Source organism: Tardiphaga sp. 813_E8_N1_3 (assembly GCF_051811025.1).
GTDB lineage: Bacteria > Pseudomonadota > Alphaproteobacteria > Rhizobiales > Xanthobacteraceae > Tardiphaga.
Map to the genome: position 1 here is coordinate 1,880,480 of NZ_JBPWQE010000001.1, position 23,154 is coordinate 1,903,633.

Consider the following 23,154-nt stretch of genomic DNA (forward strand, 5'->3'; position numbering starts at 1 on the left):
GGCCGGAGATCAGGCAACCTTGTCTTTCACCACGCATTCCGGCGGACGCGACTGGCCGGCAGCGAGATCGGCGGCAAAGCGGTACAGTGTCGAGCAATACGGGCAGATGATCTCGTTGTCGTTGCCAAGGTCGAGGAAGACATGCGGATGATCGAACGGTGGATTGGCACCCACGCACATGAATTCCTGCGAGCCGATCTCGATGATCGGAACGCCGGCGTCATTGTGAAAGTGCGGAACCACGTGGTCGGACATCTTCTCTACCTTTGCTCGCAACAGCCGCGGGCGTATGAGCCGGCGCGCCATTCAGTGCGGCGCACCATACTGGTCCGGAACCATGATTCCTAGACCGCGCAGGGGTCATTCATTCGTGGAAATTCGACACAATTCGGGTGTCTCCGAATAGCCCTTCTTTCGTCGGGGCAGTTGTGTCCACGAAGTGACGCACCATTTCTAAAGAGGTGCAGGAATAGGGATGAATAGGGTTTTTCCGCGATGTGGTTCCGGCTCGATACAGCTTTGACGGGGGTAGCGGTCTGCGCGACCGCTGGACTGCTGCTGTGGCCGCATGCCCGCGATGCCGGCGCCGTGCTGGCCGCGCAGGATGACCCGGTTGCTCTGGCCGATGCGCAACTCAGCTCTGCATTGCGGAATGATCCCGCGGTGCTCGCCCGCAATATCGAGGACGCCCTCGCGGCCAAGGATGCCGACCTCGCCAAGAGCTTTGCCGACGTTGCGGCTGCCAGAAATGTTCAACTGCCGGACGACCTCGCCAGGCGCGTGACCGAGGCGGTTGCGGACGAGAATTCCGCCTCCCATTTCGCCAGCCGCTTTGCGACCGGCTTTGTCACCGGCACTGCCGATGATGTCGGCAGCCTGTCCGGTACTGTGGCCGGGGACCTCTTTGTGTTCGGCGATATCCGCGACGTGGTGCGCGAGGGCAAGCACATGGCGATGGGTGAGGACACCGATCACCTCATTCTCGGCCTTGCTGCCGCAGGCCTCGCTGTTACCGCCGCGACCTATGTGAGCGTTGGCGGCGTCGCGCCCGTGCGCGCGGGCCTCACGCTGGTGAAGGATGCGCGCAAGGTCGGCCGGATCGGCGAGGGGCTCACCACCTGGGCAGCGCGCTCGGCGCGCGGCGTGGTGGACGGACCGATGCTGCGCGCCGCCGTGGCCGATGCCTCGGTGCTGCAGCCGGGCAAGACGATCACGGCGGTGAAAGCCGCGTTCCGCACCGAAAAGGCCGGCGGCATCGTCCGCCTCGCCGGGGATGTCGGCCGCGTCGGCGAGAAGGCCGGCACGCGCGGCGCGCTGGATACGCTGCGTATCGCCCAGAGCCCGAAGGACGTCACGCGCGCGGCGCGGCTCGCCGAAGTGAAAGGCGGCCAGACCCGCGCCATCATGAAGATGTTCGGCCGCGGCGCGCTGCTGCTGGCGGCGGGCGCGTTCAATCTGTCGATGTGGCTGTTCTGGGCATTTTTCGCGCTGCTCGGATTTGTCGTGTCGATCAAGGCGACCACCGAGCGCATCACCTGGTCGTGGCTGCAGCGCTCCAAGGCGAAGCGGGCGCAGTGTGAGCTGGCGGTACGACAGGACGCTCTGCTGCAGGACATCTCACGCAAGGACGCATTACTCAGGGACATGGCTCTCCGCCATCCGGCGCCGGCTCACTCACTGGCGCCGGTGCTCGTCCACGGGTAAACTGCGCGCTTCCCACCACATTCATTCTCTCAGTCAAAACGGAATTCTGTATGCCGAGCTTTCACAACGGCGCTGTCGAAATTGCTTATCTCGATGAAGGCGAGGGCGATCCGATCGTTCTCGTGCACGGCTTTGCATCGAGCAAGAACGTCAACTGGGTCTATCCGACCTGGGTGTCGGAATTGAAGAAGCACAATCGCCGCGTCATCGCGCTCGACAACCGCGGCCACGGCGATTCCAGCAAGCTCTACGATTCCGAACAATATAGCATCGGCGCGATGGCCGCCGACGTGCGCGCGCTGCTCGCGCATCTCGGCATTTCCCGCACCGATATGATGGGCTATTCGATGGGCGCGCGTATCACTGCCTATATCGCCTATAGCCATCCGGAATTGATCCGCAGCGCGATCTTCGGTGGCCTCGGCATCGGCCTCATCAAGGGCGGCGGTCCCGGCGAGAATGTTGCGACGGCGCTCGAAGCGGAGTCCCTCGACGACGTCACCGATCCCGTCGGTCGGACGTTTCGCGCTTTCGCCGATCAGACCCGTTCGGATCGCCGCGCGCTCGCGGCCTGTCTGCGCGGCTCGCGCCGGCTGATGACGAATGAGGAAGCCGCCGCCATCAAGGTGCCGCTGCTGATCGCCGTGGGAACGACGGACGAGATCAGCGGCTCCGCGCAGGAATTGCAGAAGGTCATCGCCGGCTCCGAAGTGCTGGACATTCCGAACCGCGATCACATGCGGGCGGTCGGCGATCGCGTCTACAAGGAAGGCGTTCTGGATTTCCTGTCCCGCCGCCCGTGATAATAATTGGCGAGGGGCGCACCTTGTTTTGATCACACGAGCGCCCACTTCTGATGCACGCCCGGTTTGTGGGCGGGGTGAGGCCGTCCCGGGAATGTCTGCGCTTTCAACGTGTTAGCGGGGGATTGCCAGGTAAGCCACCGTTCACGATGGCAGGAGCCGTGTCACGACAGCGACGCGTCTTGTGCTATAACCGACGCTCTATTCAGGGAATTGCGAGTCCGCCATGGCCGTGCAGAGCATCAATCCGCAGAATTCAAAACTCGCAACGCTGGATCCGATCTGGGATCGCATCCGTTCCGAGGCGGAAGACATCGTCCATCGCGAGCCTGAACTCGCATCCTTCATCTATTCGACCGTGCTGCATCACAATCGTCTGGAAGATTCGGTGGTGCACCGCGTTTCCGAACGTCTCGATCATGCAGCGCTGTCCGGCGACCTGATCCGCCAGACCTTCGACGAAGCGCTGCGCGATGAGCCGGATCTCGGCAATGCGTTCCGCGCTGACCTCGTCGCCGTGTTCGACCGCGATCCCGCCACCACGCGCTTCATCGATCCGCTGCTGTACTTCAAGGGCTTCCACGCCATCCAGGCGCATCGTCTTGCGCATTGGCTCCACAAAAAGGGCCGCAAGGACTTTGCGTGGTATCTGCAGAGCCGCTCGTCGGCTGCTTTCCAGACCGACATCAATCCCGCCGCCAAGATCGGCCGCGGAATCTTTCTCGATCACGCGACAGGCTTCGTTGTTGGCGAAACCGCGGTCATCGAGGACGATGTTTCGATCCTGCACGGCGTCACGCTCGGCGGCACCGGCAAGGAAAACGAGGATCGTCATCCGAAGATTCGCCACGGCGTGCTGATCGGCGCCGGCGCCAAGATTCTCGGCAATATCGAAGTCGGCCATTGCGCGCGGATTGCCGCGGGCTCCGTCGTCGTCAAGCCCGTGCCGCACAACGTCACCGTGGCTGGCGTGCCGGCGAAGATCGTCGGCGAAGCTGGCTGTGCGGAGCCGTCGCGCACCATGAACCAGATGCTGAATGCGATCGGGCTTTGATGTTCGATCTCTGATATTCAAGCTCCGATTTTCGGCACTGATTTCGCACGCGTTTTCGGTCACCTGTGGGATGGCGTGATTTTTCGAGAAACGGCCTAGCCGTGGACGCCATCTCGCATTAAAGCTTCTCTCCATCAGCTCAACAGACATCAACTGCATTGGAGACACCTGTGGACGTTCAGGAAGTCAGAAAGCTCGACGCCTATCTCAAGCGCGTGTTCGGCAACCAGAAGCTCCGCGTGGTGCCGCGCCCGAAGAAGGACGACTCCGCCGAAGTCTATATCGGCGAAGAATTCATCGGCGTGCTGTTCGTCGATGACGAAGACGATGATCGCTCGTTCCAGTTCCAGATGGCGATCCTCGAAGAAGACCTCGTCGATAACGGCTGAGGCTGCGCCTTGCCTCCGCTTGGCGGCGGCGAGGTCACGGAAGCGCAGCACAGGCCCTTGCGCTCTGTGCATCACACGCTAGGCCGCGTTGTCCGGCGCGACCAGGCCGGCGGCGGTGGCAAGCCAGACCAGGTGCGCGTCGGTGCGCGCGCCGATCTTCGATTTGATCTGGTAGTGATAATTCTGCACGGTCTTGATGCTCAGATTGAGCGATGTCGCGATCTGCTCCGTGGTCCAGCCTGACGCCACCAGTCGCAGGATTTCCGTTTCACGCGGCCCGAGATCTTCCACCAGCGACCGTTCGTTGCCGAGCCGCTCGCTGGCGATTTCGCGCGCGATGTCTTCGCTCAATGCGCGTCCGCCGCTGGCGACGGTGGCGATGGCGCGCACCAGTTCGTGCGGTGCGCTGCTCTTTGTGATGTAGCCGCAGGCGCCAGCCTCGAATGCTTTCAGAGCGAACGCGGCGCTCGCATGCATGGTGAATACCAGCAGGCGCGCGGTGCGATCCCATTGCCGGATATGCCGGATCGCTTCCAGCCCGCCGGGGCCGGGCAGCGACAGATCCATGACCACCACGTCCGGGCGCTCTGCCTGATAGGCGCGATAGGCCGCAGTGGCATCCTCGGCCTCGGCGCTCACGCGAAAACCGACCTGCCGCTCCAGTAGCCGGCGATAGCCTTCGCGCACCACCGGATGGTCGTCAACCAGCAGGATGCTGACGGCGGTCATGCCGCCGCTTGTCGTGGCAGCAGCGGAATCACTGCGGCCACGCGGATACCGTGTGCCGCGGGGGCGATCGACAGGCTGCCGCCAAGCGCTGCGATGCGTTCGCGGATGCCGAGAATGCCGTGGCCGGAGGCGGTGTGGGCCTGCGTGGCGTCGCCGCCACCGTCATCCTCGACGCTGACGGCGACGGCGTCGCGGACCTCTTCCCCATGGCTGACGCGGAGATGAACGTGCTGCGGCCGGCCGTGGCGTGCGGCGTTGGTCAGGCACTCCTGCGCGATGCGGTAGATGTTGACGGCGGCTTCTGCGGGGACGGCGGTGAGATCGCCGGTCACGTCGAGATGAAACACCGCGCGTCGCGTCGTGCTCGCATTCCACTGCGCCACCAGTTGCACAAGGCTGGCCTGCAATCCCAGTTCCTCGAGATCCTGCGAGCGCAGCCGCGCCAGCGCGCTGCGCAGTGTCGTCATCATCTGGCCGGTAATGCGGGCGACGGCGCGGGCATCGTCGGCCAGATCGGGACGGGACGGCGTGGCGCCGGTCTCGATGGCTGCGGCGAGCGCCGCGGTGGCGGTGAGGCACTGGCCGAACTCGTCGTGCAGATCGCGCGCCAGTGCGCGGCGTTCTTCTTCCTGTACCTGAAACAGTCGCTTGGTCAGTGCGACGCGTTCGGCAGTGGTGGCCGCGAGACGGCCAGCGAGATCGTTGACGGCGCGGGCGATATGGCTGAACTCGGTGGCGCCGAAAGTGGGTAGGCGATGGCGATGGTCGCCATGTTCGAGGCGGCGCAGGCCGCGTACGATGCTCCGGGCCGGCATCAGCGCATGGCCGATCAGGAGGATCGCGAGCAGGCTGATACCCAGCGCCATCGCTGCGGCGACGCTGACCATCACGGTCACCTGCCGCCATGCCTGACGCACGGCGGTGGCAGGGTCGACACGGGCTTGCACGGTGCCTGCATCGCGCTGCCGCACGGTAAGCGGTCGCGTCTCCGTGGCATGTGGCCCGAACAGCGCGCCGTAGAGACTGACGAACCATGACGGCGCCGGGCTGCCGATGTCTTCGGTCTGGCTGCACAGGTCGAAGGGCGGCGCGCTGCCGAGCCGGAAGTCAATGCACACGCCTGGCGCGATCACCTTCATGGTAGCAATGGATTTCCAGTCCGGCAGCGGCAGCAGTGCATCGCGGTAAGTGCCATCGCGCCACAGCAATTCGCGCCAGTACAGGTTCTGCAGGGTTGTCGCGACGCGGTCGGCGGAGGCGGCAGTGTCGGCCTCGATGGTGCGGTGCGCATCGACTAGAATCCATCCGACCGTACAGGCCAGACAGAGCAGCACCACGGCGACGAGACGAAGGACGAGATGTATCAGCAGGCGCATGATCACATTCCCCGCGGTGAGGCGTTGATATTAAAGCGGCACGCGCCGCGGTCTGGCAAGCGGTTCCGCATCGTTTGGGCAATTTGCCCGGTATGTGGCGGGTGCGATGCCCTTGGAGGCTCAGTCATACAGGCGGCAGATTGAGGCTAACCGCTGATCGTGATCAGTAAAACAACCAGCAGGAGGGACATGTAGTGAGCCGGCATCATCTCGATCCGGCGGATCGTGCGCCGCTGCTGCACTGGTTGATCTTTACCGGGCTCTGCCTGTTCGGCGTGGTTCTGCTCTGGCACTATGGCCTGGTGCGGCAGATGCTTGCCGTCGATCGCACCTATATCTCGTCGGTGATCGTACTGCTCTATTTCGGTGCGTCGCTGCATTGCCTGTGGCGCCTGATCGCTGTGTCGCGCGAAGCCGATGCGGCGCGGGGGGCAGCGCAGCTGTTCGCGCAGGGCGGCCAACGCATCGTCGTGGCCGGCGACGGTGTCGCGATCGATGGTGTGGGCGCATTGCCGAAAGGCCTGATGGCGTCGCATATCCGCGACCTCGCCGTGAAGTCCGCGCTGCAAAGTGAGCGACGGATCGACCAGACGCTGCTGCTGCGTCGTCTCGCCGGCAATCTGCGCGGCTCCAACGGCTTCGGCGGCTTTGCCGGCGACACGCTGATGAAACTCGGCCTGATCGGCACGATCGTTGGCTTCATCATGATGCTGGCGCCGATCGCTGGCCTCGACACCGGCAATCAGGGCGCCATCAAGGCGTCCATGAACCTGATGAGCGAGGGGATGGCGGTGGCGATGTATACCACGCTGGCTGGGCTGATCGGTTCGATCCTCATCCGCATCCAGAATTACATGCTGGAGGACGCAACGGCCAAACTGTTTGCCTTTGCCGTCGGCGTCATCGATGTCCACGCCGTGTCGCTGCTCGAACGTGAAGCGGAGCATGCGAGGTGATCGACGAGTTCGAATTCGAGCCCCCTGTGGCGTCGTTCGATCCGCTTGGCGTCATGCTGTTCAAGGCGCTGCAGGTGATCGCGTTCCTGTTCTTCATCGCGCTGCTGGCGATCAAGACCCATGACGACGAAGGCAAGGTCGACCCCAAGCTGGAGTTTTTGATCACGGTGAGCTGGCCCGACAAGCATCCGGACGACATTGACATGTTCGTGCAGGACCCGATCGGCAATATTGTGTGGTACCGGCGGCGTGAGACCGGCTTCATGGTACTCGACCGCGATGATCGCGGCGGGCTCAACGATTTCATCATGGTCAACGGCCAGAAGGTGCTCTCGCCGATCCGGCAGGAGATCGTCAGCGTGCGCGGCATCGTGGCCGGCGAGTACATCGTCAACATCTACCATTTCGCGGCGCTGACCGGACAGCCAGTGCCAGTGACGGTCAAGGTCGAGAAGCTGAATCCGAAAGTACAGGTGGTGCACTACGACACCGTCAATGTCGATCATGGCGGCGCCGAGACAACCGCGGTGCGCTTCATCATGGACAAGACCGGCAATGTTACCGAGGTCAATCACGACCAGACATCGCTCGTGCAGATGCTGAACAAGCGGTACAGGGAGCGCAAGGCTGGATGAAGCGATGAGCCTGCAAGCCAGCATTCTCGGTCTGTCACTCGGCTACGCGCTGCTCGGCCTGTTGCTGTTGCTGGCGGTGGTGCGGACGCGGTTGCCGTGGCCGGTGAAGGCCGGCGCGGTGGCGGTGACTTCGGCGTTTTACGTGCTGGTGTTCTTCCGCACCCAGGGCCTGCTCGGTTGGTCGGCGGACGATCCGCTGCCGCCAAACTTCCAGTTGTTGTGGGTGCGCAGCGTCGAGCCCAACATCGCCCAGGGCGAGCCCGGTGCCATCCACATGTGGGTCGAGGCCCGCGACGACGACAATCTGCCGAGCGGGGTGCCTCGGGCCTATCGGCGGCCTTACTCCACCGCGCTGGCGCGCAAGGCCGAGCGTGCGCGCACTGAGATCGCCGCGGGTCATCCGCAAGGCGGCCGCGCCGCGCAGTTCGGATCCGGCGAGGGCGAGCTGCCCCCTGGGGGCCCACAGGGCGCGTTGTTCGCTAGTGGCGAGCCCGGCGGCGATCCGTCCGGCGGTGGTCTGCTGGACCCCGCCTTCATGCGCGGCGACTCCCAGTCCATCACATTCGCCCCGCTGCCTGTGCCCGTTCTGCCGGCCAAAGATGTGCCGTAGCGGCGATGGTCATCGCGAACGCTAACTTCGCGCAGCTCCACTTGGAGTGGCGGGGAATCTCGATCCAAGCTCGTCATTCCGGGGGCTGACCTCCCGACTGTCATTCCGGGTTCGCGTCCGGCAAGTGCCGGCCACGCCCCGGAATGACGAGTGTGGGGTCGGGATAGAGGCTAAACATTTTTTCCTATATCCCGTTGACAACATCCCCGTCAGGTTTATATTCCCCTCTGTCTTGCCCCACCGAGAGGGGCGATCGCGATCGTCACGTTCGCGGGGCAGGATGCGGTGGACGCCGGAGATGCGGCGTTACGCGGTTCATGGGGGACGTCTGTCTTCGGGCAGGACGGATCTGCGCCAGCACTGCCACTGGCAAGGAGACGGCCGACCTTGGGATGGAAAGACCTCTGGACAGTGTGACGGACGACCAAAGTCAAAACGTGTCCGGCCTATTCGCTTGAGGCTCCCTTCCCATCGCCTTGGGACTTTAATTCGGTGATCGGATCGTTCGCTGAGGCAAAGTGCAAGCAAGCCGACAAAACACCGCAGGCGGAACGCTGGGCACTTGCTCGTGCTTTCCGAAAGTCCTGATGCATTACCCCTTGCGGACGACCGCATTCGCATCAGGCCCAAGGGTGCAACGGGCACCCGGCGTTCCGCACGCCCTCTCACAGGGGGCAGGGAATGCGAGAGACGACGGCGCCCCCGCGCCGCAAACAACAGGGGGCGATGACGCATGTCTGGAGAACAGTGGCTGATCCGACCAAGCCGGTGGCTAGAGCGCAGGCGCATCGCGCAGACGCTCACCGCATCCCACGATCAACGCAATCACGACGAGGGCGTTTACCGCAGCCCGCTGAGCTGCGTCGTCAGGCGATCCATCGCGTTGCCGACATCGCGCCATTGCTCAAGCCAGCTACGTGGAAAGCGAAAGATGAGATCGGCGCCGCGGATGCGGCGTTCGCTCATGCACATGCCGGGCGTGGCACCGTCGCGCGTACAGCGCGCCACCAGCGCCGGCGTCGTGCCGAGATAGAGATCTTCATTGCTGTAGGGCGAGTTGTCGCGGAACGGCTGGACGGTCAGGCCGTCCTCGCTGCCCGCGGTGCGATCGATGTAACGCGGATAGATCGTGCGCAGGCGGGTGTCTGGCGAGGTCGCATCGTGATGCGCCGAGATCGAGACGAAGATGCGATCGATCGGCTGCGCGTTCTCATCGAAATTCTCGACGCTGACATGCCTCGGCAGGTTGCTCGCTTCGAGCGATGGATAGACATAGCTCAGATCGACGCGTTCCTGCGGCCCTGAATGCTTCTGCACCTTGCGGCGAAACGCATGGGTCGGGACGTTGAACAGTGTCGCGCCGACGCTCACCGGAATACGGTCGGGATCGCCCGGCTTCTGGCTCTGCCAGGTCGGCCACAGCAGATAGGCCACCACTGCGATAGCGGGGGCTGCAAGTGCTGCACCGACCAGCATCGGTACGACGTGGTTGCGGCGGTGGCGGCGCCGCGGCCGCGTCGTCGGGTGGGTCGGAAACAGCAGAGACATGCGCACGCTAAATTGGAACTGGGACGGTGTACCGGGTGGGCGAATCAACCGCGAATATGCCAGCCGATAGTTAACGGCCTCGCGCGCCTCGCCGCAGGCGGTATCCGGGAGCCATGCACCGCACGCGGTTCCCGACCTCCTCGTTAACCCTTTATTAACGTTGTGCTGGCGCGGAGCTTCGCAGTTTGCGATGCAGGGCGGTGTTTGTATGTGCCGTGAAAGAGCTTCGATGTCCCCCGATGCGTTGAATTCATTCTTCCAGCTATGCATTGGCTTCGCGCTCGCAGGCGCCATTGCAAGCGCCTATCAGGCCTTTGCCAAGCGTCCCCCGAGCTTCAGCCTGCTCCAGCAGGGGCCGTCCCCTGAAGCCTTCGCAGCCGTTCCGCTGCTCGTCTTCACGGCTCCCTTCATCATCATGCGCAATACCCTGCGCAACGGCGCGGCCGAGCAGCATCGCGTTCAGTTCGTGATGATCGCGACAGTGCTGGCTGGCCTCTGGAGCCTGATGTCGGGCACCTTCATCGTGATGACGCTGGAAGCGCTGGGCATACTGGCCTAAGCGCAAGAATCCATGGCAGTGTCTCCCGCAAAGGAGACGCTTCAATCATGGCAATCTACGAACTCGACGGGCAGGGACCGGATCTTCCGGCCAGCGGAAATTACTTCATCGCCGATACGGCCGATGTGATCGGCAAGATTCGTTTGCTGGAGCAGGCGAGTGTGTGGTTCGGCGCGGTGCTGCGCGGCGACAACGAATGGATCGAGATCGGTGAAGGCTCCAATGTGCAGGACAACTGCACGTGCCATACCGACAAGGGCTTTCCCCTGACCATCGGCAAGAACTGCACCGTCGGCCACAACGTCATCCTGCACGGCTGCACGATCGAGGACGGCGCGCTGATCGGCATGGGCTCGATCGTGATGAACGGCGCGAAGATCGGCAAGAACAGTATCGTGGGCGCCGGCTCGGTGATCACTGAGGGCAAGGAATTTCCGGAGAATTCGCTGATCATCGGATCGCCGGCGCGCGTCATTCGCACGCTGTCGCCGGAGCAGGTGACGGCGATGGGCAGCGCGGCGCGATTCTACGCGGCGAACGGCCCGCGCTTCCAGAAAGGCGTCAAGAAGATCGGGTAATTGTGATCGCGCTGCGCGCGATCACGGCCCTTCGGACTCGCTGGCCTCTGTCTCGCCGGCCACGCGCTCGTGGCCGGCGCTCCATAGCGAATGCTCCTCGGTGCCGTCCTGATAGGGATTGGCCTCGGCAGGAATGCCCTCGCTGGCGGCACGCTCGCCTTCCTCAAATGGATCTTTTTGCGGATCGTTTGGCATGGGCCTTCTTCCTTGTTGGACGTGATGGAGCGGGGCGCATCGCAGTGTTGCGGCTTGATGCGGATGATGAACCGGCAGCTTTCACGCTCTTGCGGAGCGCATCCGTGAGATCGATCGGAACGCCGTGCTTTTTCAGGAGGTCGGCGAAGGCTTCATCGGCGAGTTCTTGCGTCGTCGCCATACGGTCGCGACCGAGCTGAGTGAGCTTGTCGAGGGTCTCGTCGTCGAACTCGATCAACTTGCGCATGACATCTGCTAACCGAGGCCCGGCTTGCGCCACTGCGGCCGCTTGCGTGTCGGGTCGAATACTTTTTCCTGATGGCGATGCAGCGCCTGTGCAACGCCGAGGCGGGCGAAGCTAACAGGGCCGCCGTAGTCCGCAGCCTCTATCAAGCAATGCATCGCGGTCTGCCACTCCTCTGCATCGTGTTCAGATTGCGGAAGCTGTGTGATGTAAGCGCCGGCGTCGCGCAACGACACCAGCGTGTTGCCGTCAGGCAATTCGATCGGTTCGCGAAACGGCTTGTCCCAGGACACGCAGACTTCTCCTCGGCAATGTCAGGGATTCAAGCCGCCGGCGCCAAATTCGTTCCCGCTGCGGAACCCGTTTCCGCTGGTCTCGTTGAACGCCAAAGGAGATTTCCAATGGCGCATTCCTCGAAACTCATCGTGACTGTGACGGCTGCCGTCCTGTTGTCCTCGGCCGTGGCGTTCGCCCAATCCGGCAGCGCAGGTGGCGGCGCGACCGGTGGTGCTGCGGGCACCAATAGTGCAGGCACCGCGAATGCGAGCGGTGGACGCGCCGCGACCGGGATTACGGCAGGCGCGAGCGGGACCGGACAGGCGTCGCCTGATGGCAAGCCGGCGACGGGCGATGCAGCGGGCGATGCGCAGGATCGCGCCGTCGATCGCAAGGTGAAGAGCATCTGCAAGGGTTGCTAGCGCAACGTTGCGCGACAGACGTTCAGCAATACACGGTAACCGACAGTCGCGAACAAGTGACGGCTATTGATCGTCACACCGTGGCGGTTCACGAACGAAAGAGCTACCTATCTAGGAAGGGCGGCGCTGAAGGTGACCCGTGACGGAGTGTAGTTGATGTTACGCAAATTGGTGTTTGGTCTGGTGACCGTTGCCGCAGTCGCGCTGGTCGCGCCGACAGCCGCATCGGCGCGGGGTGGCGGCGGGCACGGTGGCGGCGGATTCCACGGCGGTGGATTCCATGGTGGCGGTGGCTGGCATGGCGGGGGCTTCGGCCGCGGATGGCGCGGTGCAGGTTTCGGCTTAGGACTGGGTCTTGCCGGCGCCGGTCTTTATGGCGGCTATTACGGTTACGGCCCCTATGCGTATTACGGTGGGTACCCCTACGCTTATGGCGGTTATGATGACGAAGGCGGATGTTATGTAACTCGTAAACGCGTACGGACGCCGGCTGGATATCGGGTGCGTCGGGTCGAGGTTTGTGAGTGATTGGCCTTGAACGACGCCACCTGATTACCTCATTGGCTCCAGCATAGCTGCGCTGGAGCCAAATCATGGCTGGTTAGATTGTCTGGTACGCGTTTTGCAAAATCGAAACGATGACCATGACCCTCGACATTGCCAATCTCACGCTGCTGTTCGTCACCACCGTCTTTGCGCTGGTGATGGCTTTCGTCTGGATGTTTTGTGAGTTCGAACGCCGGTTCGGGAAACGGTTGACAGCGATTGCGCTCGTGCGCTTCGGCTATCGGCCCGACGGCACCATCGACCGAAACGCAAATCGGCGCGACTAGCGCGGCGATTTTCTTGTCAGTTCGTGTTTCTCGGACGTCAGTCCGGGATCAGTCAGACAGTTTGTACTTCGTCAGCCACGCCTGCATCTGTTTCCAGCATCGTCGCAGCTTCCTGTGGGAAGCTGCGTGACCACATCCCCAAAAAGTTGCGGCCAGCCTTGGGGGAGGCTGGCCGCGCGCGATCCGGTCTGGGACGGGGAGGGGTGGGGATGTGACCGGGTCGCGTGTCTCCAATTCCTGTTGTTTAGCGATCCCGCGCGCTGGCCGTAGCCACTGCAGGACGGTTGTCGCCGAGCGAGACCCAGACATTCGGATCGCTCTGTGACTGACGCTTGACGAAGCGGTAGCCGGTCTCGGTCCAGGCGAGGACGTTCTCATTCTGGTTGTCCAGAACGTATTCGCCCTTGTCCGTCTTCACCGTGAGCACGGCGTGGCCTTCGCCCTTCTTGTCACGCACCACGGTGATCAGCAGCGCCTCACGTGGCCAGCCTGCCTCGATCAGCATCTTGCGCTTCAGGAGCACATAGTCTTCGCAGTCACCGTAACCGTCTGATGGCAGCGACCACTTTTCGATCACGCCCCAATGATCCATGTCGGTCATCGGCTTGACTGTCTCGTTGACCCAGCGATTGACCCGCACCAGATCCTTCCACGCGGTCTGCGTGATGACGATGTCACGTGGTTGCGTTGCGCTGCCACGGCAGTCGGCGGGATTATCTGAGCAGAATTCGACCCAGCCGATCGGTGCGCGCGTGCTGTCGCCCAGGCTTGCGTAGAGCTTTTCGTTGCCGGCACGTGCCGACGAAGTCACTCCAAGAAGGACTGCTAAAATGGCTAGTCCGAAGTATCGCCCCTTGTTACCAAACATTGTGGCCCCCGTTTTCTTGTTGGGACCATGTTTCGCACAAAGGATTTTCGTCGCCGCTAAATCGCTCAAGTACAATTGAAGCGATTACAAGTAAAAGGAGCGGCGAATTCGAACTATACTTGAATCGAATTCGATTCAAATTTTAGCTAATTGCATTTGATTCAAATTTTACGCGTTAATGGCTTGAATGCTGCAATTCAGGAACTTGCGTGCGCAAAGCGGCGTGAAATTAACCGCTCGCGATAGAGTGCAGATGACGCGCAACGGTATCCGCGGACGCGGATAGGGCCTTCGGGCCATTCGAAAACCGGGATCGGAGGCGTTCGGCCGTTTACCGGGCGTTGACGCTGTCTTCGAGCGTCTCTGCCAACTGCTCGTGGAAGAACTCCAGAGCGAAGCCTTCTTCGAGATGGCGGACCACACGGGACTGGATTCGGCCGAGCATGACAATCGAGTTCAGCGGCGGACGCTTCTCTGCCGCAATGGCGGCGCCGGACAGCGACAGGTCGATAATGCGGCCGTTCATCTGGACGCCATCCTCGAGGGTGAGGAGCACGAGCGGATTGCGCGGTACGATACGGTCGTGGCGGCGGTCTTCCGGCAGATTGAGAATGTCGCGGTTGGCGAGCCAGGTCAGCTGTGCGGCCAGCTTGTCCCGTTTGCGCGGTGTCGCACCCACGGTCATGGCGAAGCCGTTGTCGATGATCCGGGTTATCTTACCTTCGACGCGGCCGATATGGTCGAGATAGGCGATGACGCGGTCGCCCACATTGCCGATGCCGGGACCGAGCAGCGCGAGGCCACCGGGCGACATATTGATGACCTGACACGGAAACTCGCGGCGATCCGGCAGCATGTAGCGGCCAAGCAAGTGCACTTTCACCCGCTGAAAGCGACGGCGTTCTTCTGCAGACGGAAGAATCGATTTTGTTTGCGCGAACGCCATCAGTGCTGTGCCGGTCATACAGGTCGAGTTTCGACCGAACCCTACGGCCCACAGGGTTAATGCCGCGTTAGCAAATACCGATGTGGCGCAACCAGGTGGCGTGCATGTTCTGTGCGACACCTACAGTGAGCGAAGCACAGCGAAGGCTGTTTAGCGCAGCCCTTCATAGACCATCAGGCCGCGGGCAGCCTGCAGCTTGCGCAGGGCGCGCGGCGCAAAGCGCTGCGGCTGGTGGGCGAGATAGCGGAACGAGGTCAGCTGGAATGCGCCGAGCCGGCCGCGGACTTCATACATGGGCGCCAGCAGGCCGGTCAGGCTGATGGGGGAATGCGCGCGTGCCGCGAACGGCAGCAACAGCAGTTCCAGATGCGCCTTCTGACCGAATTCGGTCATTGCGGTCACGCCCGCGACGGCGACGAGCTGTTCCTCGGATACGACAGTGATCATGTCCCGGATCTCATCGCGGCACTCGGGCGCGAACAGCAACGGAAACGCTTGGTTCTTCAGGTCGCGGCCGAGCAGGGCACAAACTCTTGTGCCGGCCACCCGGAACGGGAATTCGACGGGCTGGTCACAGGACAGCACGAAGATGTCACCGAGCAACTCGCGCACCGGGCCGGGTTCCAGCTCACTCCGATCGGGAGCGCGGGCAAAACCGCGCTTGTCGTCCCAATAGGCGAAGAACGCGCGGCTGGATGGATGTTTCATTCGCCTGATCCCTGACCCGGCTTGCAGTGGATCGGGGACATTTCTGTCCCGAATCCATCCATCGCTCGCCGCTACATGTTGTGCAGATCAGTCATTGCAGCGTCCATGCCGAACGCGCGTTTTCCACCGTGTTCGGGCGGGTATCAGAAGTTAAGGTTAAATTTACTATGATTTTAAGGATCTCATTAACCGTCTGATTTCTGGCCAAGGCCACCGCCGCGTCATTAACTTTGAATTAAGCATGCGCTTGGCATCGCGGGGATAACCGGTAGTCTTCTCCTCACTCCAGAGCGGAGCGGACTGTCTCCAGCAGTTCGTGACGCGCTTCGATAAACAGGTGGCTGAAAACAGAATTGGTCGTCACGCGGGGAGGGGTGGGGATGTCGGCTTGTCCGGCACACCGGGACATCCATCCGCGGGAAAAGATCAAGACGGACCCGGGAGAGCCTTTCTCAGAGGCTCTCCCTTTTTCTTTTCAGGCGGGTTTGCAGTCCTGCGGCGATCCTGAGCTTGCACCGCACCGGCAAAGCCGACTATCTGGGGCATCGCTCGCCAGAGCTGCTGACAGGCCGTTATTCCCTTGGACACATTGGATTCCCCCGCTCCTCCGCGTGAACCGATCCTGACCCTGCCGGCGGCGCTGACGGCCTATGTCGGGTTGCTCGCCGTGATCCACATCATTCGCATGCTGCTGCCGGTGGATCTGGAATACTGGACCATTGAGGTCTTCGGTTTCATTCCGAAGCGCTACGACCAAACGCTGCTGTCCATGCCGTTTCCCGGCGGCAATGGCGCCAAGGTCTGGAGTTTCGTCACTTACTCCCTGTTGCATGCCAATCTCAGCCATATCGGCTTCAATGTGTTGTGGCTGCTGCCGTTCGGCAGCGCGCTGGCGCGGCGCTTCGGCGCGGTCCGCTTCTTCATCTTCATGGCGGTGACGGCGGTGGCTGGCGCCGCTGCACATCTGGTTACCCATGAACACGCGCTCGCCCCGATGATCGGCGCCTCGGCTTCGGTCTCCGGCGCCATGGCCGCGGCCATCCGGTTTGCCTTCGTGCGCGGCAGCTTCCTGTCATTCAACCGCGGCGATGCCGATGAAGCGGCACGGGTGCCGGCGCTTCCGCTGTTGCGTTCATTGCGCGATCCGCGTGTAATCGGATTTTTGGCGGTCTGGTTCGGCGTCAATATCATCTTCGGCGTCGGCTCGATTGCGATCGGTGCAGACGGGGCGAGCGTTGCATGGCAGGCGCATATCGGCGGCTTCTTCGCCGGGCTGCTGCTATTCTCGCTGTTCGATCCCATTCCGAGGTTGCAGCGCACGGGTTCGCAGACATCGTCTCCGGACATGTCCGACCTGCATTGAGCGTGTACCGGCTTCTTGCGAGGCCGACGCATTTGATCCATCTTATGTATTCGACAGGTGACTCACGTTGGCAGGTTCGGCCCTTGAGGTCGATCCCGTTCCCGGCGCGAACGGTGTGTCAGTTCGATCACCACATCTGAACGACTGTTGAACTGCGCTGTTACACTGCGTCTGTCTGACGACCCAAGAATGAAAGACCGCGCCCGACAAAGGGCATGGTTCGACTTAGGAGGCGACAATGACGGTACGTGCAATTCTCGATTCCAAAGGCCACCAGATCATCAGCGTCTCGCCGAGCGATAAGGTCTCGTCGGTGGTGCAGCTGCTGTCACAGCGAAAAATAGGTGCCGTGCTGGTGATGAGCCATCACCACATCGATGGTATCCTGTCCGAGCGTGATATCGTGCGGGTGATTGGAGAGCGCGGCGCCGGGGCACTGGATGAAGACGTGAGCGCCGTGATGACGCACAAGGTCATTGGCTGCAAACCGTCCGATACGGTCGGTGCAATCATGGAAAAGATGACGACTGGAAAATTCAGGCATCTGCCCGTTATCGAGGACGAAAAGGTCGTTGGCCTGATCTCGATCGGTGACGTCGTCAAATTTCGCTTGCGTGAATTCGAACGCGAACAGGAAGCGCTGCGCGAATATATTGCGACGGCCTGAGCCCGCCGCGCTCAGCTCTGCGAAGTGGTCGGCTTCTGCGCAACGACGGGCGCAGGCGAGTTTGCCACTTCGGGGGCGAGGATTTCGATCGCCTCTTGAATGGACTCGACAGCGCGCTCTGCGGCACGCGCGCCGAGCGTGATCATTTCTTCGGCGCGGTGGAAATCGAACCAGCCAATGCGGCCAACGCGTGGTGCGATCAGGAGATCCGGCGGATCGCCGGCAAGGCGCGCGCGGGTGATGCGGTCCTGCATGATGTTGAAGGCATCGACCATTACGGTAGAGATACCCGGTCGTCCGCCGCCGCCAAAGAATTCGCGTTTCATGGTGCGCTCCGCCGAGAAGAACTTGCTGAAACCGCGCTTCGGTTCTTCGACTTCGATGATGGGCTCGGCCACTTCCGGTCCCGTGCCATGGTCGAAAATCGTGGTCGAATGGCCAAACACGTCATTGCTGAGATTGGCTGCGATGACGATCTCGGCGCCCAGAGCACGCGCCGCCGATACCGGCACCGGATTGACCAGCGCGCCATCGACCAGCCAGCGATCGCCGACCAGAACCGGCGAGAAGATGCCCGGCAGCGCGTAGGACGCACGCATCGCATCGACCAGGCGACCATGAGTCAGCCAGATTTCATGACCGGTGCGAACTTCGGTGGCGACGCTGGCGAATTTCAGCGGGAGGTCTTCGATCAGCGTATGGCCCAGCGATGCTTCGAGCTGCGCGGCCAGCTTGTTGCCACCAATCAGGCCCGAACCGTTCAGGCGGATGTCGAGATAGCTGAGAATATTGCGGGGTTGCAAACCGCGGGCCCATTCCTCAAGCGTATCGAGGTGGCCGGCAGCATAGGATCCGCCAACGACGGCACCGATCGACGTGCCCACCACGACGTTCGGGACGATGCCGTGGGCAAGCAATGTGCGGAGGATGCCAATATGGGCGAAACCGCGCGCGGCACCGCCGCCGAGCGCCAGACCGATGATCGGACGTCGAACGCTTCCCAAACCAGGCTTGTCGCGACCGTTCGCGCCATTCTGGCCGCGCCCCATCAAAATCTCCAGCACACAAAGCTCCTTGACGACGCCGCCGATATTAAATGCAGCAACGCCATCATTCCAGACGGTAGCTAATTCATGATTTATGTCGCGTTTGCGAGATTTAGGCACCAAATGTGACTGCAGAGCGACCCGTTACCGCACGGTGCACCGGTTCCTGGGAACCTCACGCGATTGTGGGTCTGGCGGCGGGACTGCCGCGTCAAGGCTTGAATTTGTCGCGTTTTGGGTGAAAAGCATGACCATGACTGCATGGGGCCATGATTTGCGAACATCCGGCCGGAGCGGACGGCTAGCTATGGTGCTGGCTCTCGCTCTGCTGCAGGCTGTTGCCTTGCCCCGGACAGCGTCCGCGCAGTTCTTTTCGGATCGCCCGGCGCCGATTCCGCCGGGCTCGATCCCGGATGTCCCATCGGGGCCGGCCATCAGCCTCGCGCCGCCGTCCGGTCCTGCTTCCACCCCCCTGTTGCCGGCGCCACTGACCCAGCCTCCGGTCGCCAATGTGGCGCCGCCTGTGCCGTCGCCGGTCCAGGCTGCTCCAACGGGGCCCGCACAGGGCGTGCTGGCGCTGACGGCGCGCTATGGCAAGGATATGCCGGTCATCAATAGCGGTCTGGTCTGGCGGGTCTATTCCGATCGGCCAGATGAGACCGGTGCCTTCAAGCTAATCCGCGAGGATCGCGGCGCCACGCCCAACATCGTGCTGCCGCCGGGCAGCTATGTGGTCCATGTGGCGCTGGGCCTTGTGAGTGCCGTTCGTCCGGTGACCATCAAGTCCGAGACCGATCGTGAAGCGTTCGTGCTCCCCGCGGGCGGATTGCGGATCGAGGGCCGCGTCGGCACCACAAAGATTCCGCAGAACCAGATCTCGTTCTCGATCTACAAGGGCAGCCAGTTCGAAGGCGGCGAGCGCACGCCGCTGCTGCCGAGCGTTCCCGCCGGCGATGTCGTGTTGCTGCAGGAAGGCACCTACTACATCATCTCGAATTACGGCGACGCCAATTCGGTAGTGCGCTCGGATATTCGCGTGCAGGCGAGCAAGCTCACCGACGTGACGATCACACATCGTGCGGCGGTCATCACCATGAAGCTGGTGAGCGACAAGGGCGGCGAGGCCTTGGCCAACACCGCATGGTCGGTGATCACGCCGGCAGGCGACGTCATCAAGGAATCGATCGGCGCATTCCCGCGCGTCACGCTGGCGGAAGGCGAATATCGCGCCATCGCCAAGAACGAAGGCAAGGTGTTCGAGCGCCCCTTCAATGTCGTGAATGGTGTCGACGGCGAGATCGAAGTCATCGCGCGCTAACTGCTGCTCGCAGGCTACTCAACAATCTCGTCCAGAACAAAGATCTCGTTGCAGACAACACGCTTCAAACGCGAATGAATTGTCATGCGCGTGTCATGGTCCTGAATCGCCAACTAACCATCGTGCCAGTTTGTCGCGTTACAACACGTCGTTGCCGTCCGCGGCCGCGGAACGTTTACATGACGTTAATCCTCATAGCCCGAATAGCACGTATCGCTACAAGTGTTCCGAAGGGGATGTCGTGACCGCGGCCAGACAGCTATCCGGAAGCCCGGACGTCAAGTTGTTCGACGACATTCCCGCCTTGCAACGCAAATGGCGGGCGGCCGTTCGTCCCGGTCAGATTCTGCCCGGCTATGAAGAAGTGATGCTCGGCAGTCTTGGGCGGATGGCCGATCACATTGTCCTGCTGAAGGTCGAAGGTGAGACGCTCGAAGTGTCACGCAGCGGACGCTATGTGCAACAGTGGTTGGGCGACGATCGTTGGGACATTCCGCTCGAGGTGCTGGCGCCTGATTGCGTGCGTGCGCTAACGGAAGCCGCGAACTGCGCCTTGCAGGCCAACCGGCCGCATCTGATGGTGGCGCATTGCGTACGTGACGGTCTCGTCCACACCTATGACATTCTGGCGCTGCCGACAGCGTCACGCTGGGGCGGGCGACTGGTCGGCGTCTATGTCAACGAACAGGGCACCCGTTACAATCTGGTCGATGCGATCTTCTCGTCGACGGACGAAGGCATCGTGTCGCTTGCGGCAATCCGGGATTCCGCAAGCCAGGCTTTTGACTTCCAGATCGTGCATCACAATCAGGGCGCTTCGCGCCTGCTGAAAGTATCACCCACCGACCTTCAGTGGCGCAAGCTGAGCGCAGGCGGCCACGCATTGTCGCTGCCGAGCGTGACGAAATGGCTGCTGTCCATGATTGCCAATGGCCAGAGCGGTCAGCTCGAAATTGACAGCGATGATCGGAACCTTCGGCTCAGCGCGACGGCGTTCGGCGATCTCGTGTCGCTCACGGTCTCCGACGTCACCGACATCAAGCGCCGCGAGGCCTCGTTCCGGCTGCTGTTCGACAGCAACCCGATGCCGATGTGGGTGTTCGATGCCCAGACGATGGACTTTCTCAGCGTCAATGACGCGGCTGTCGCGCATTACGGATACGATCGCGCCGCTTTCCTCCGCATGCAGCTCAAGGAAATCTGGCCGCGCGACGAGTGGGAGATTCATACGCGCGCGTTGATGCAGCTCGGAGATATCTATCAGTCGGATCGCAACTGGCGCCACCTGAAGGCCGACGGAAGCGAGATCGAGGTGCTGACCTATGGCCGCCGCGTGATGTTCGAAGGCCGCGACGGGTTCCTCGTGGCTGTCGTCGACATTACCGAACGTCGCAAGGCCGAAGCGCGCGTGGCGCATATGGCGCATCACGATGCCCTGACCGACCTGCCGAACCGTACCTTCTATCAGGAGCGTTTGGCCCAGGCGCTGGATCACGACGATCCGAGCAAGCATGTCGCGGTTCTCTGCATCGATCTCGACTTGTTCAAGAACGTGAATGACTCATTCGGTCATCCGATGGGGGATCGGCTGCTGAAGATGGTCGCCGCGCGGATGCGCGCCGAGGTCCGCGGCAACAATCTCGCGGCGCGGCTGGGCGGCGACGAATTTGCCGTGGTGCTGGCGGCCGATATCACACCCAACGAAGCCAACGATTTTGCCGCGCGGCTGATCGAGATCATCAGCGCACCCTATGACATGAACGGCGTCGAAGTTGTGATCGGCGCCAGCATCGGTATCGCCATGTCACCGGGCGATGGCGATACCAGCGAAGAGCTGATGCGTAATGCCGATATGGCACTGTATCGGGCCAAGTCCGAAGGCGGCGGTGTGCATCGCTTCTTCGAGCGCGAGATGGATCGCCAGGCGCAGAAGCGCCGCGACATGGAGCTCGATCTGCGCAGCGCTTTCGCCGATGGCGACTTTGAATTGCATTACCAGCCATTGGTGGATTTGGCCGCGGACCGCATCACCGGCTTCGAAGCGCTGCTGCGCTGGAAGCACCCTGAAAAGGGCATGATCTCGCCGGCCGATTTCATCCCCGTCGCCGAGGATATCGGCCTCATCGTCACGCTCGGCGAGTGGGTGCTGCGCAGGGCCTGCGCAGAAGCAGCCAAATGGCCTGATGATATCAAGGTGGCGGTCAATCTCTCGCCGGTGCAGTTCCGCAGCCGCAATCTGGTGCAGGTCGTGGTCGCCGCGCTGGCCTATTCCGGATTGTCGCCGCATCGCCTGGAGCTGGAAATCACCGAGTCGGTCTTTCTTGCGGAAACCGAGGCCAATCTCGCGATCCTGCATCAGTTGCGTGCGCTGGGCGTCCGCATCTCGATGGACGATTTCGGCACCGGCTATTCCAGCCTGAGCTATCTCCGGAGTTTTCCGTTCGACAAGATCAAGATCGACCGGTCTTTCGTGAAAGATCTGATCGAGCGCCCCGATTGTGTCGCCATCGTACGCGCGATCTCAGGACTCGGCCGCAGCATGAATATTACCACGACAGCCGAGGGCGTCGAGACGATTGATCAGCTCGACTGGCTGCGTGCGGAGGGCTGCAATGAGGTGCAGGGCTTTCTGTTCAGCCCTGCGAAGCCAGCATCGGAAATCGAGAACCTGCTGCGCCGGTTTGGCAGCCAGGCGTCCCAGGCTGCGTAAATCCGGTTCAGAACCGGGTCACAACGTCCTTGAGTTCTGGCCGCGGCCGGTCCTCGATGACCTTGTCGGGTTTGCCGCCGATATGGATGAAGCCGGCCAGTTTTTCATTGGCGGCGAGGCCGAGGCCTTCGAGCACGTCGCGGTCATAGACCATCCAGCCGGTCAGCCAGTTGGCGCCATAACCCATGGCTGTGGCGGCCGACACGATGTTCATGCAGCTCGCACCTGCGGACAGTTCCTGCTCCCATGGCGGAATCTTCGGATGCGGCTTGATGATGCTCACTACGCCGATCACCAGCGGCGCTTCCGTCAGTTTGTATTTCTGCGCCTCGATATCCTCGACCGGCGCATCGGGGTTCTTGCGCGCGAACACGGTGGCGATGACGTTGCCGGCGCGTTTGCGGGCATCACCTTCGAAAATGATGAAGCGCCACGGCGCCAGTTTGCCGTGGTCCGGCACGCGTGCCCCGATGGTCAGGATGGTTTCGAGTTCAGCGGAGGAGGGGCCGGAGCCGGTCATTTCGCGCGGCTTGACGGAACGGCGGGTCTTCAGGAAGTCGATGATGTCGGGCACGGGCAGTCTCGCAGATGAGGATGAGCAGATCTTGCAGGAATTG

The 23,154-nt window shown here is 62.1% G+C and carries 28 protein-coding genes; 16 read left to right on the plus strand and 12 right to left on the minus strand.

Features of this window, described 5'->3' with window-relative positions; all coding sequences use genetic code 11:
* Window positions 1-9 precede the first annotated feature (9 nt).
* Window positions 10-255, minus strand: coding sequence for a zinc-finger domain-containing protein (locus tag AB8A33_RS08745; protein ID WP_092146933.1), 246 nt, complete (start codon window positions 253-255; stop codon window positions 10-12).
* Window positions 256-495: 240 nt separating this feature from the next.
* Here AB8A33_RS08745 and AB8A33_RS08750 point away from each other — a divergent pair, with 240 nt between their 5' ends.
* The 4 genes from AB8A33_RS08750 to AB8A33_RS08765 all read left to right on the plus strand — a co-directional run bounded on the left by AB8A33_RS08750 (window position 496) and on the right by AB8A33_RS08765 (window position 3,950).
* Window positions 496-1,704, plus strand: a complete 1,209-nt coding sequence (locus AB8A33_RS08750) for a hypothetical protein (protein WP_439092388.1) — start codon at window positions 496-498, stop codon at window positions 1,702-1,704.
* A 50-nt stretch (window positions 1,705-1,754) separates the two neighbouring features.
* Window positions 1,755-2,507, plus strand: a complete 753-nt coding sequence (locus tag AB8A33_RS08755; protein WP_439092389.1) for an alpha/beta fold hydrolase — start codon at window positions 1,755-1,757, stop codon at window positions 2,505-2,507.
* Between the two features lie 226 nt (window positions 2,508-2,733).
* Window positions 2,734-3,561, plus strand: coding sequence for a serine O-acetyltransferase (cysE, locus tag AB8A33_RS08760; RefSeq protein ID WP_439092390.1), 828 nt, complete (start codon window positions 2,734-2,736; stop codon window positions 3,559-3,561).
* A gap of 170 nt (window positions 3,562-3,731) precedes the next feature.
* Window positions 3,732-3,950: a DUF3126 family protein gene (locus AB8A33_RS08765; protein WP_068736180.1), complete on the plus strand. Its 219-nt coding sequence runs from the start codon at window positions 3,732-3,734 to the stop codon at window positions 3,948-3,950.
* A 78-nt stretch (window positions 3,951-4,028) separates the two neighbouring features.
* On the opposite strand, the gene AB8A33_RS08770 is transcribed toward AB8A33_RS08765, so the two are convergent.
* On the minus strand, window positions 4,029-4,679 hold the full coding sequence (locus AB8A33_RS08770; protein ID WP_439092391.1) for a response regulator: 651 nt from the start codon (window positions 4,677-4,679) through the stop codon (window positions 4,029-4,031).
* The gene (locus tag AB8A33_RS08775; protein WP_439092392.1) at window positions 4,676-6,055 is read right to left on the minus strand and encodes a histidine kinase; all 1,380 of its coding nucleotides are present in this window, start codon (window positions 6,053-6,055) and stop codon (window positions 4,676-4,678) included. The genes AB8A33_RS08770 and AB8A33_RS08775 overlap by 4 nt, the downstream gene beginning before the upstream one ends.
* Before the next feature lie 194 nt (window positions 6,056-6,249).
* On the opposite strand from AB8A33_RS08775, the gene AB8A33_RS08780 reads away from it, so the two are divergent.
* Genes AB8A33_RS08780 through AB8A33_RS08790 form a run of 3 tightly spaced genes read left to right on the plus strand, consistent with a single transcriptional unit; the run spans window position 6,250 to window position 8,256 of the window.
* On the plus strand, window positions 6,250-7,011 hold the full coding sequence (locus AB8A33_RS08780) for a MotA/TolQ/ExbB proton channel family protein (RefSeq protein WP_439092393.1): 762 nt from the start codon (window positions 6,250-6,252) through the stop codon (window positions 7,009-7,011).
* The gene (locus AB8A33_RS08785; RefSeq protein WP_439092394.1) at window positions 7,008-7,646 is read left to right on the plus strand and encodes a hypothetical protein; all 639 of its coding nucleotides are present in this window, start codon (window positions 7,008-7,010) and stop codon (window positions 7,644-7,646) included. Before AB8A33_RS08780 ends, AB8A33_RS08785 begins: the two co-directional genes overlap by 4 nt.
* 4 nt (window positions 7,647-7,650) lie before the next feature.
* The gene (locus tag AB8A33_RS08790; RefSeq protein ID WP_439092395.1) at window positions 7,651-8,256 is read left to right on the plus strand and encodes a hypothetical protein; all 606 of its coding nucleotides are present in this window, start codon (window positions 7,651-7,653) and stop codon (window positions 8,254-8,256) included.
* An 840-nt stretch (window positions 8,257-9,096) separates the two neighbouring features.
* On the opposite strand, the gene AB8A33_RS08795 is transcribed toward AB8A33_RS08790, so the two are convergent.
* The gene (locus AB8A33_RS08795) at window positions 9,097-9,804 is read right to left on the minus strand and encodes a hypothetical protein (protein WP_439092396.1); all 708 of its coding nucleotides are present in this window, start codon (window positions 9,802-9,804) and stop codon (window positions 9,097-9,099) included.
* Window positions 9,805-10,033: 229 nt separating this feature from the next.
* Between AB8A33_RS08795 and AB8A33_RS08800 the strand changes: the two genes are divergently transcribed.
* Both AB8A33_RS08800 and AB8A33_RS08805 read left to right on the plus strand, forming a co-directional pair.
* Window positions 10,034-10,363 (plus strand): DUF6949 family protein, encoded by a 330-nt coding sequence (locus AB8A33_RS08800; RefSeq protein ID WP_068731897.1) that lies wholly within the window; start codon window positions 10,034-10,036, stop codon window positions 10,361-10,363.
* 47 nt (window positions 10,364-10,410) lie between these two features.
* Window positions 10,411-10,941, plus strand: coding sequence for a gamma carbonic anhydrase family protein (locus AB8A33_RS08805; RefSeq protein ID WP_439092397.1), 531 nt, complete (start codon window positions 10,411-10,413; stop codon window positions 10,939-10,941).
* Between the two features lie 21 nt (window positions 10,942-10,962).
* Here AB8A33_RS08805 and AB8A33_RS08810 read toward each other — a convergent pair whose 3' ends face one another.
* The 3 genes from AB8A33_RS08810 to AB8A33_RS08820 are packed head-to-tail and all read right to left on the minus strand — an operon-like array spanning window position 10,963 to window position 11,673.
* Entirely contained in the window at window positions 10,963-11,136 is a 174-nt protein-coding gene (locus AB8A33_RS08810; RefSeq protein ID WP_439092398.1) for a hypothetical protein, read from the minus strand.
* Window positions 11,105-11,383 carry a hypothetical protein gene (locus AB8A33_RS08815; RefSeq protein ID WP_439092399.1) on the minus strand — a complete coding sequence of 93 codons (279 nt, stop codon included), beginning with the start codon at window positions 11,381-11,383 and terminating at the stop codon, window positions 11,105-11,107. Before AB8A33_RS08815 ends, AB8A33_RS08810 begins: the two co-directional genes overlap by 32 nt.
* Window positions 11,384-11,391: 8 nt before the next feature.
* A complete protein-coding gene (locus AB8A33_RS08820) occupies window positions 11,392-11,673 on the minus strand; it encodes a hypothetical protein (RefSeq protein ID WP_439092400.1) in 282 nt (93 codons plus the stop codon).
* 108 nt (window positions 11,674-11,781) lie between these two features.
* Here AB8A33_RS08820 and AB8A33_RS08825 point away from each other — a divergent pair, with 108 nt between their 5' ends.
* The 3 genes from AB8A33_RS08825 to AB8A33_RS08835 all read left to right on the plus strand — a co-directional run bounded on the left by AB8A33_RS08825 (window position 11,782) and on the right by AB8A33_RS08835 (window position 12,911).
* Entirely contained in the window at window positions 11,782-12,078 is a 297-nt protein-coding gene (locus tag AB8A33_RS08825) for a hypothetical protein (protein WP_439092401.1), read from the plus strand.
* Between the two features lie 156 nt (window positions 12,079-12,234).
* Window positions 12,235-12,606 carry a hypothetical protein gene (locus AB8A33_RS08830; RefSeq protein WP_439092402.1) on the plus strand — a complete coding sequence of 124 codons (372 nt, stop codon included), beginning with the start codon at window positions 12,235-12,237 and terminating at the stop codon, window positions 12,604-12,606.
* Window positions 12,607-12,722: 116 nt separating this feature from the next.
* On the plus strand, window positions 12,723-12,911 hold the full coding sequence (locus AB8A33_RS08835; RefSeq protein ID WP_439092403.1) for a hypothetical protein: 189 nt from the start codon (window positions 12,723-12,725) through the stop codon (window positions 12,909-12,911).
* Between the two features lie 244 nt (window positions 12,912-13,155).
* Here AB8A33_RS08835 and AB8A33_RS08840 read toward each other — a convergent pair whose 3' ends face one another.
* The 3 genes from AB8A33_RS08840 to AB8A33_RS08850 form a co-directional block, all read right to left on the minus strand.
* A complete protein-coding gene (locus tag AB8A33_RS08840) occupies window positions 13,156-13,779 on the minus strand; it encodes a transglutaminase-like cysteine peptidase (RefSeq protein WP_439092404.1) in 624 nt (207 codons plus the stop codon).
* 331 nt (window positions 13,780-14,110) lie between these two features.
* Window positions 14,111-14,725 carry a PilZ domain-containing protein gene (locus tag AB8A33_RS08845; RefSeq protein ID WP_439095890.1) on the minus strand — a complete coding sequence of 205 codons (615 nt, stop codon included), beginning with the start codon at window positions 14,723-14,725 and terminating at the stop codon, window positions 14,111-14,113.
* 150 nt (window positions 14,726-14,875) lie between these two features.
* The gene (locus AB8A33_RS08850; RefSeq protein ID WP_315842816.1) at window positions 14,876-15,433 is read right to left on the minus strand and encodes a PAS domain-containing protein; all 558 of its coding nucleotides are present in this window, start codon (window positions 15,431-15,433) and stop codon (window positions 14,876-14,878) included.
* Window positions 15,434-16,013: 580 nt separating this feature from the next.
* Here AB8A33_RS08850 and AB8A33_RS08855 point away from each other — a divergent pair.
* Window positions 16,014-16,796 (plus strand): rhomboid family intramembrane serine protease, encoded by a 783-nt coding sequence (locus AB8A33_RS08855; protein WP_439092405.1) that lies wholly within the window; start codon window positions 16,014-16,016, stop codon window positions 16,794-16,796.
* 238 nt (window positions 16,797-17,034) lie between these two features.
* Window positions 17,035-17,463, plus strand: coding sequence for a CBS domain-containing protein (locus AB8A33_RS08860; RefSeq protein ID WP_439092406.1), 429 nt, complete (start codon window positions 17,035-17,037; stop codon window positions 17,461-17,463).
* A gap of 11 nt (window positions 17,464-17,474) precedes the next feature.
* Here AB8A33_RS08860 and AB8A33_RS08865 read toward each other — a convergent pair whose 3' ends face one another.
* Window positions 17,475-18,527 (minus strand): patatin-like phospholipase family protein, encoded by a 1,053-nt coding sequence (locus AB8A33_RS08865; RefSeq protein WP_165827008.1) that lies wholly within the window; start codon window positions 18,525-18,527, stop codon window positions 17,475-17,477.
* 229 nt (window positions 18,528-18,756) lie between these two features.
* On the opposite strand from AB8A33_RS08865, the gene AB8A33_RS08870 reads away from it, so the two are divergent.
* Both AB8A33_RS08870 and AB8A33_RS08875 read left to right on the plus strand, forming a co-directional pair.
* A complete protein-coding gene (locus AB8A33_RS08870) occupies window positions 18,757-19,827 on the plus strand; it encodes a hypothetical protein (RefSeq protein ID WP_439092407.1) in 1,071 nt (356 codons plus the stop codon).
* Window positions 19,828-20,068: 241 nt separating this feature from the next.
* The gene (locus AB8A33_RS08875) at window positions 20,069-22,537 is read left to right on the plus strand and encodes a putative bifunctional diguanylate cyclase/phosphodiesterase (protein ID WP_439092408.1); all 2,469 of its coding nucleotides are present in this window, start codon (window positions 20,069-20,071) and stop codon (window positions 22,535-22,537) included.
* 7 nt (window positions 22,538-22,544) lie between these two features.
* Here the strand turns inward: AB8A33_RS08875 and AB8A33_RS08880 are convergent, their stop codons facing one another.
* Window positions 22,545-23,111, minus strand: a complete 567-nt coding sequence (locus tag AB8A33_RS08880; RefSeq protein ID WP_439092409.1) for a nitroreductase family protein — start codon at window positions 23,109-23,111, stop codon at window positions 22,545-22,547.
* Window positions 23,112-23,154: the final 43 nt, after the last annotated feature.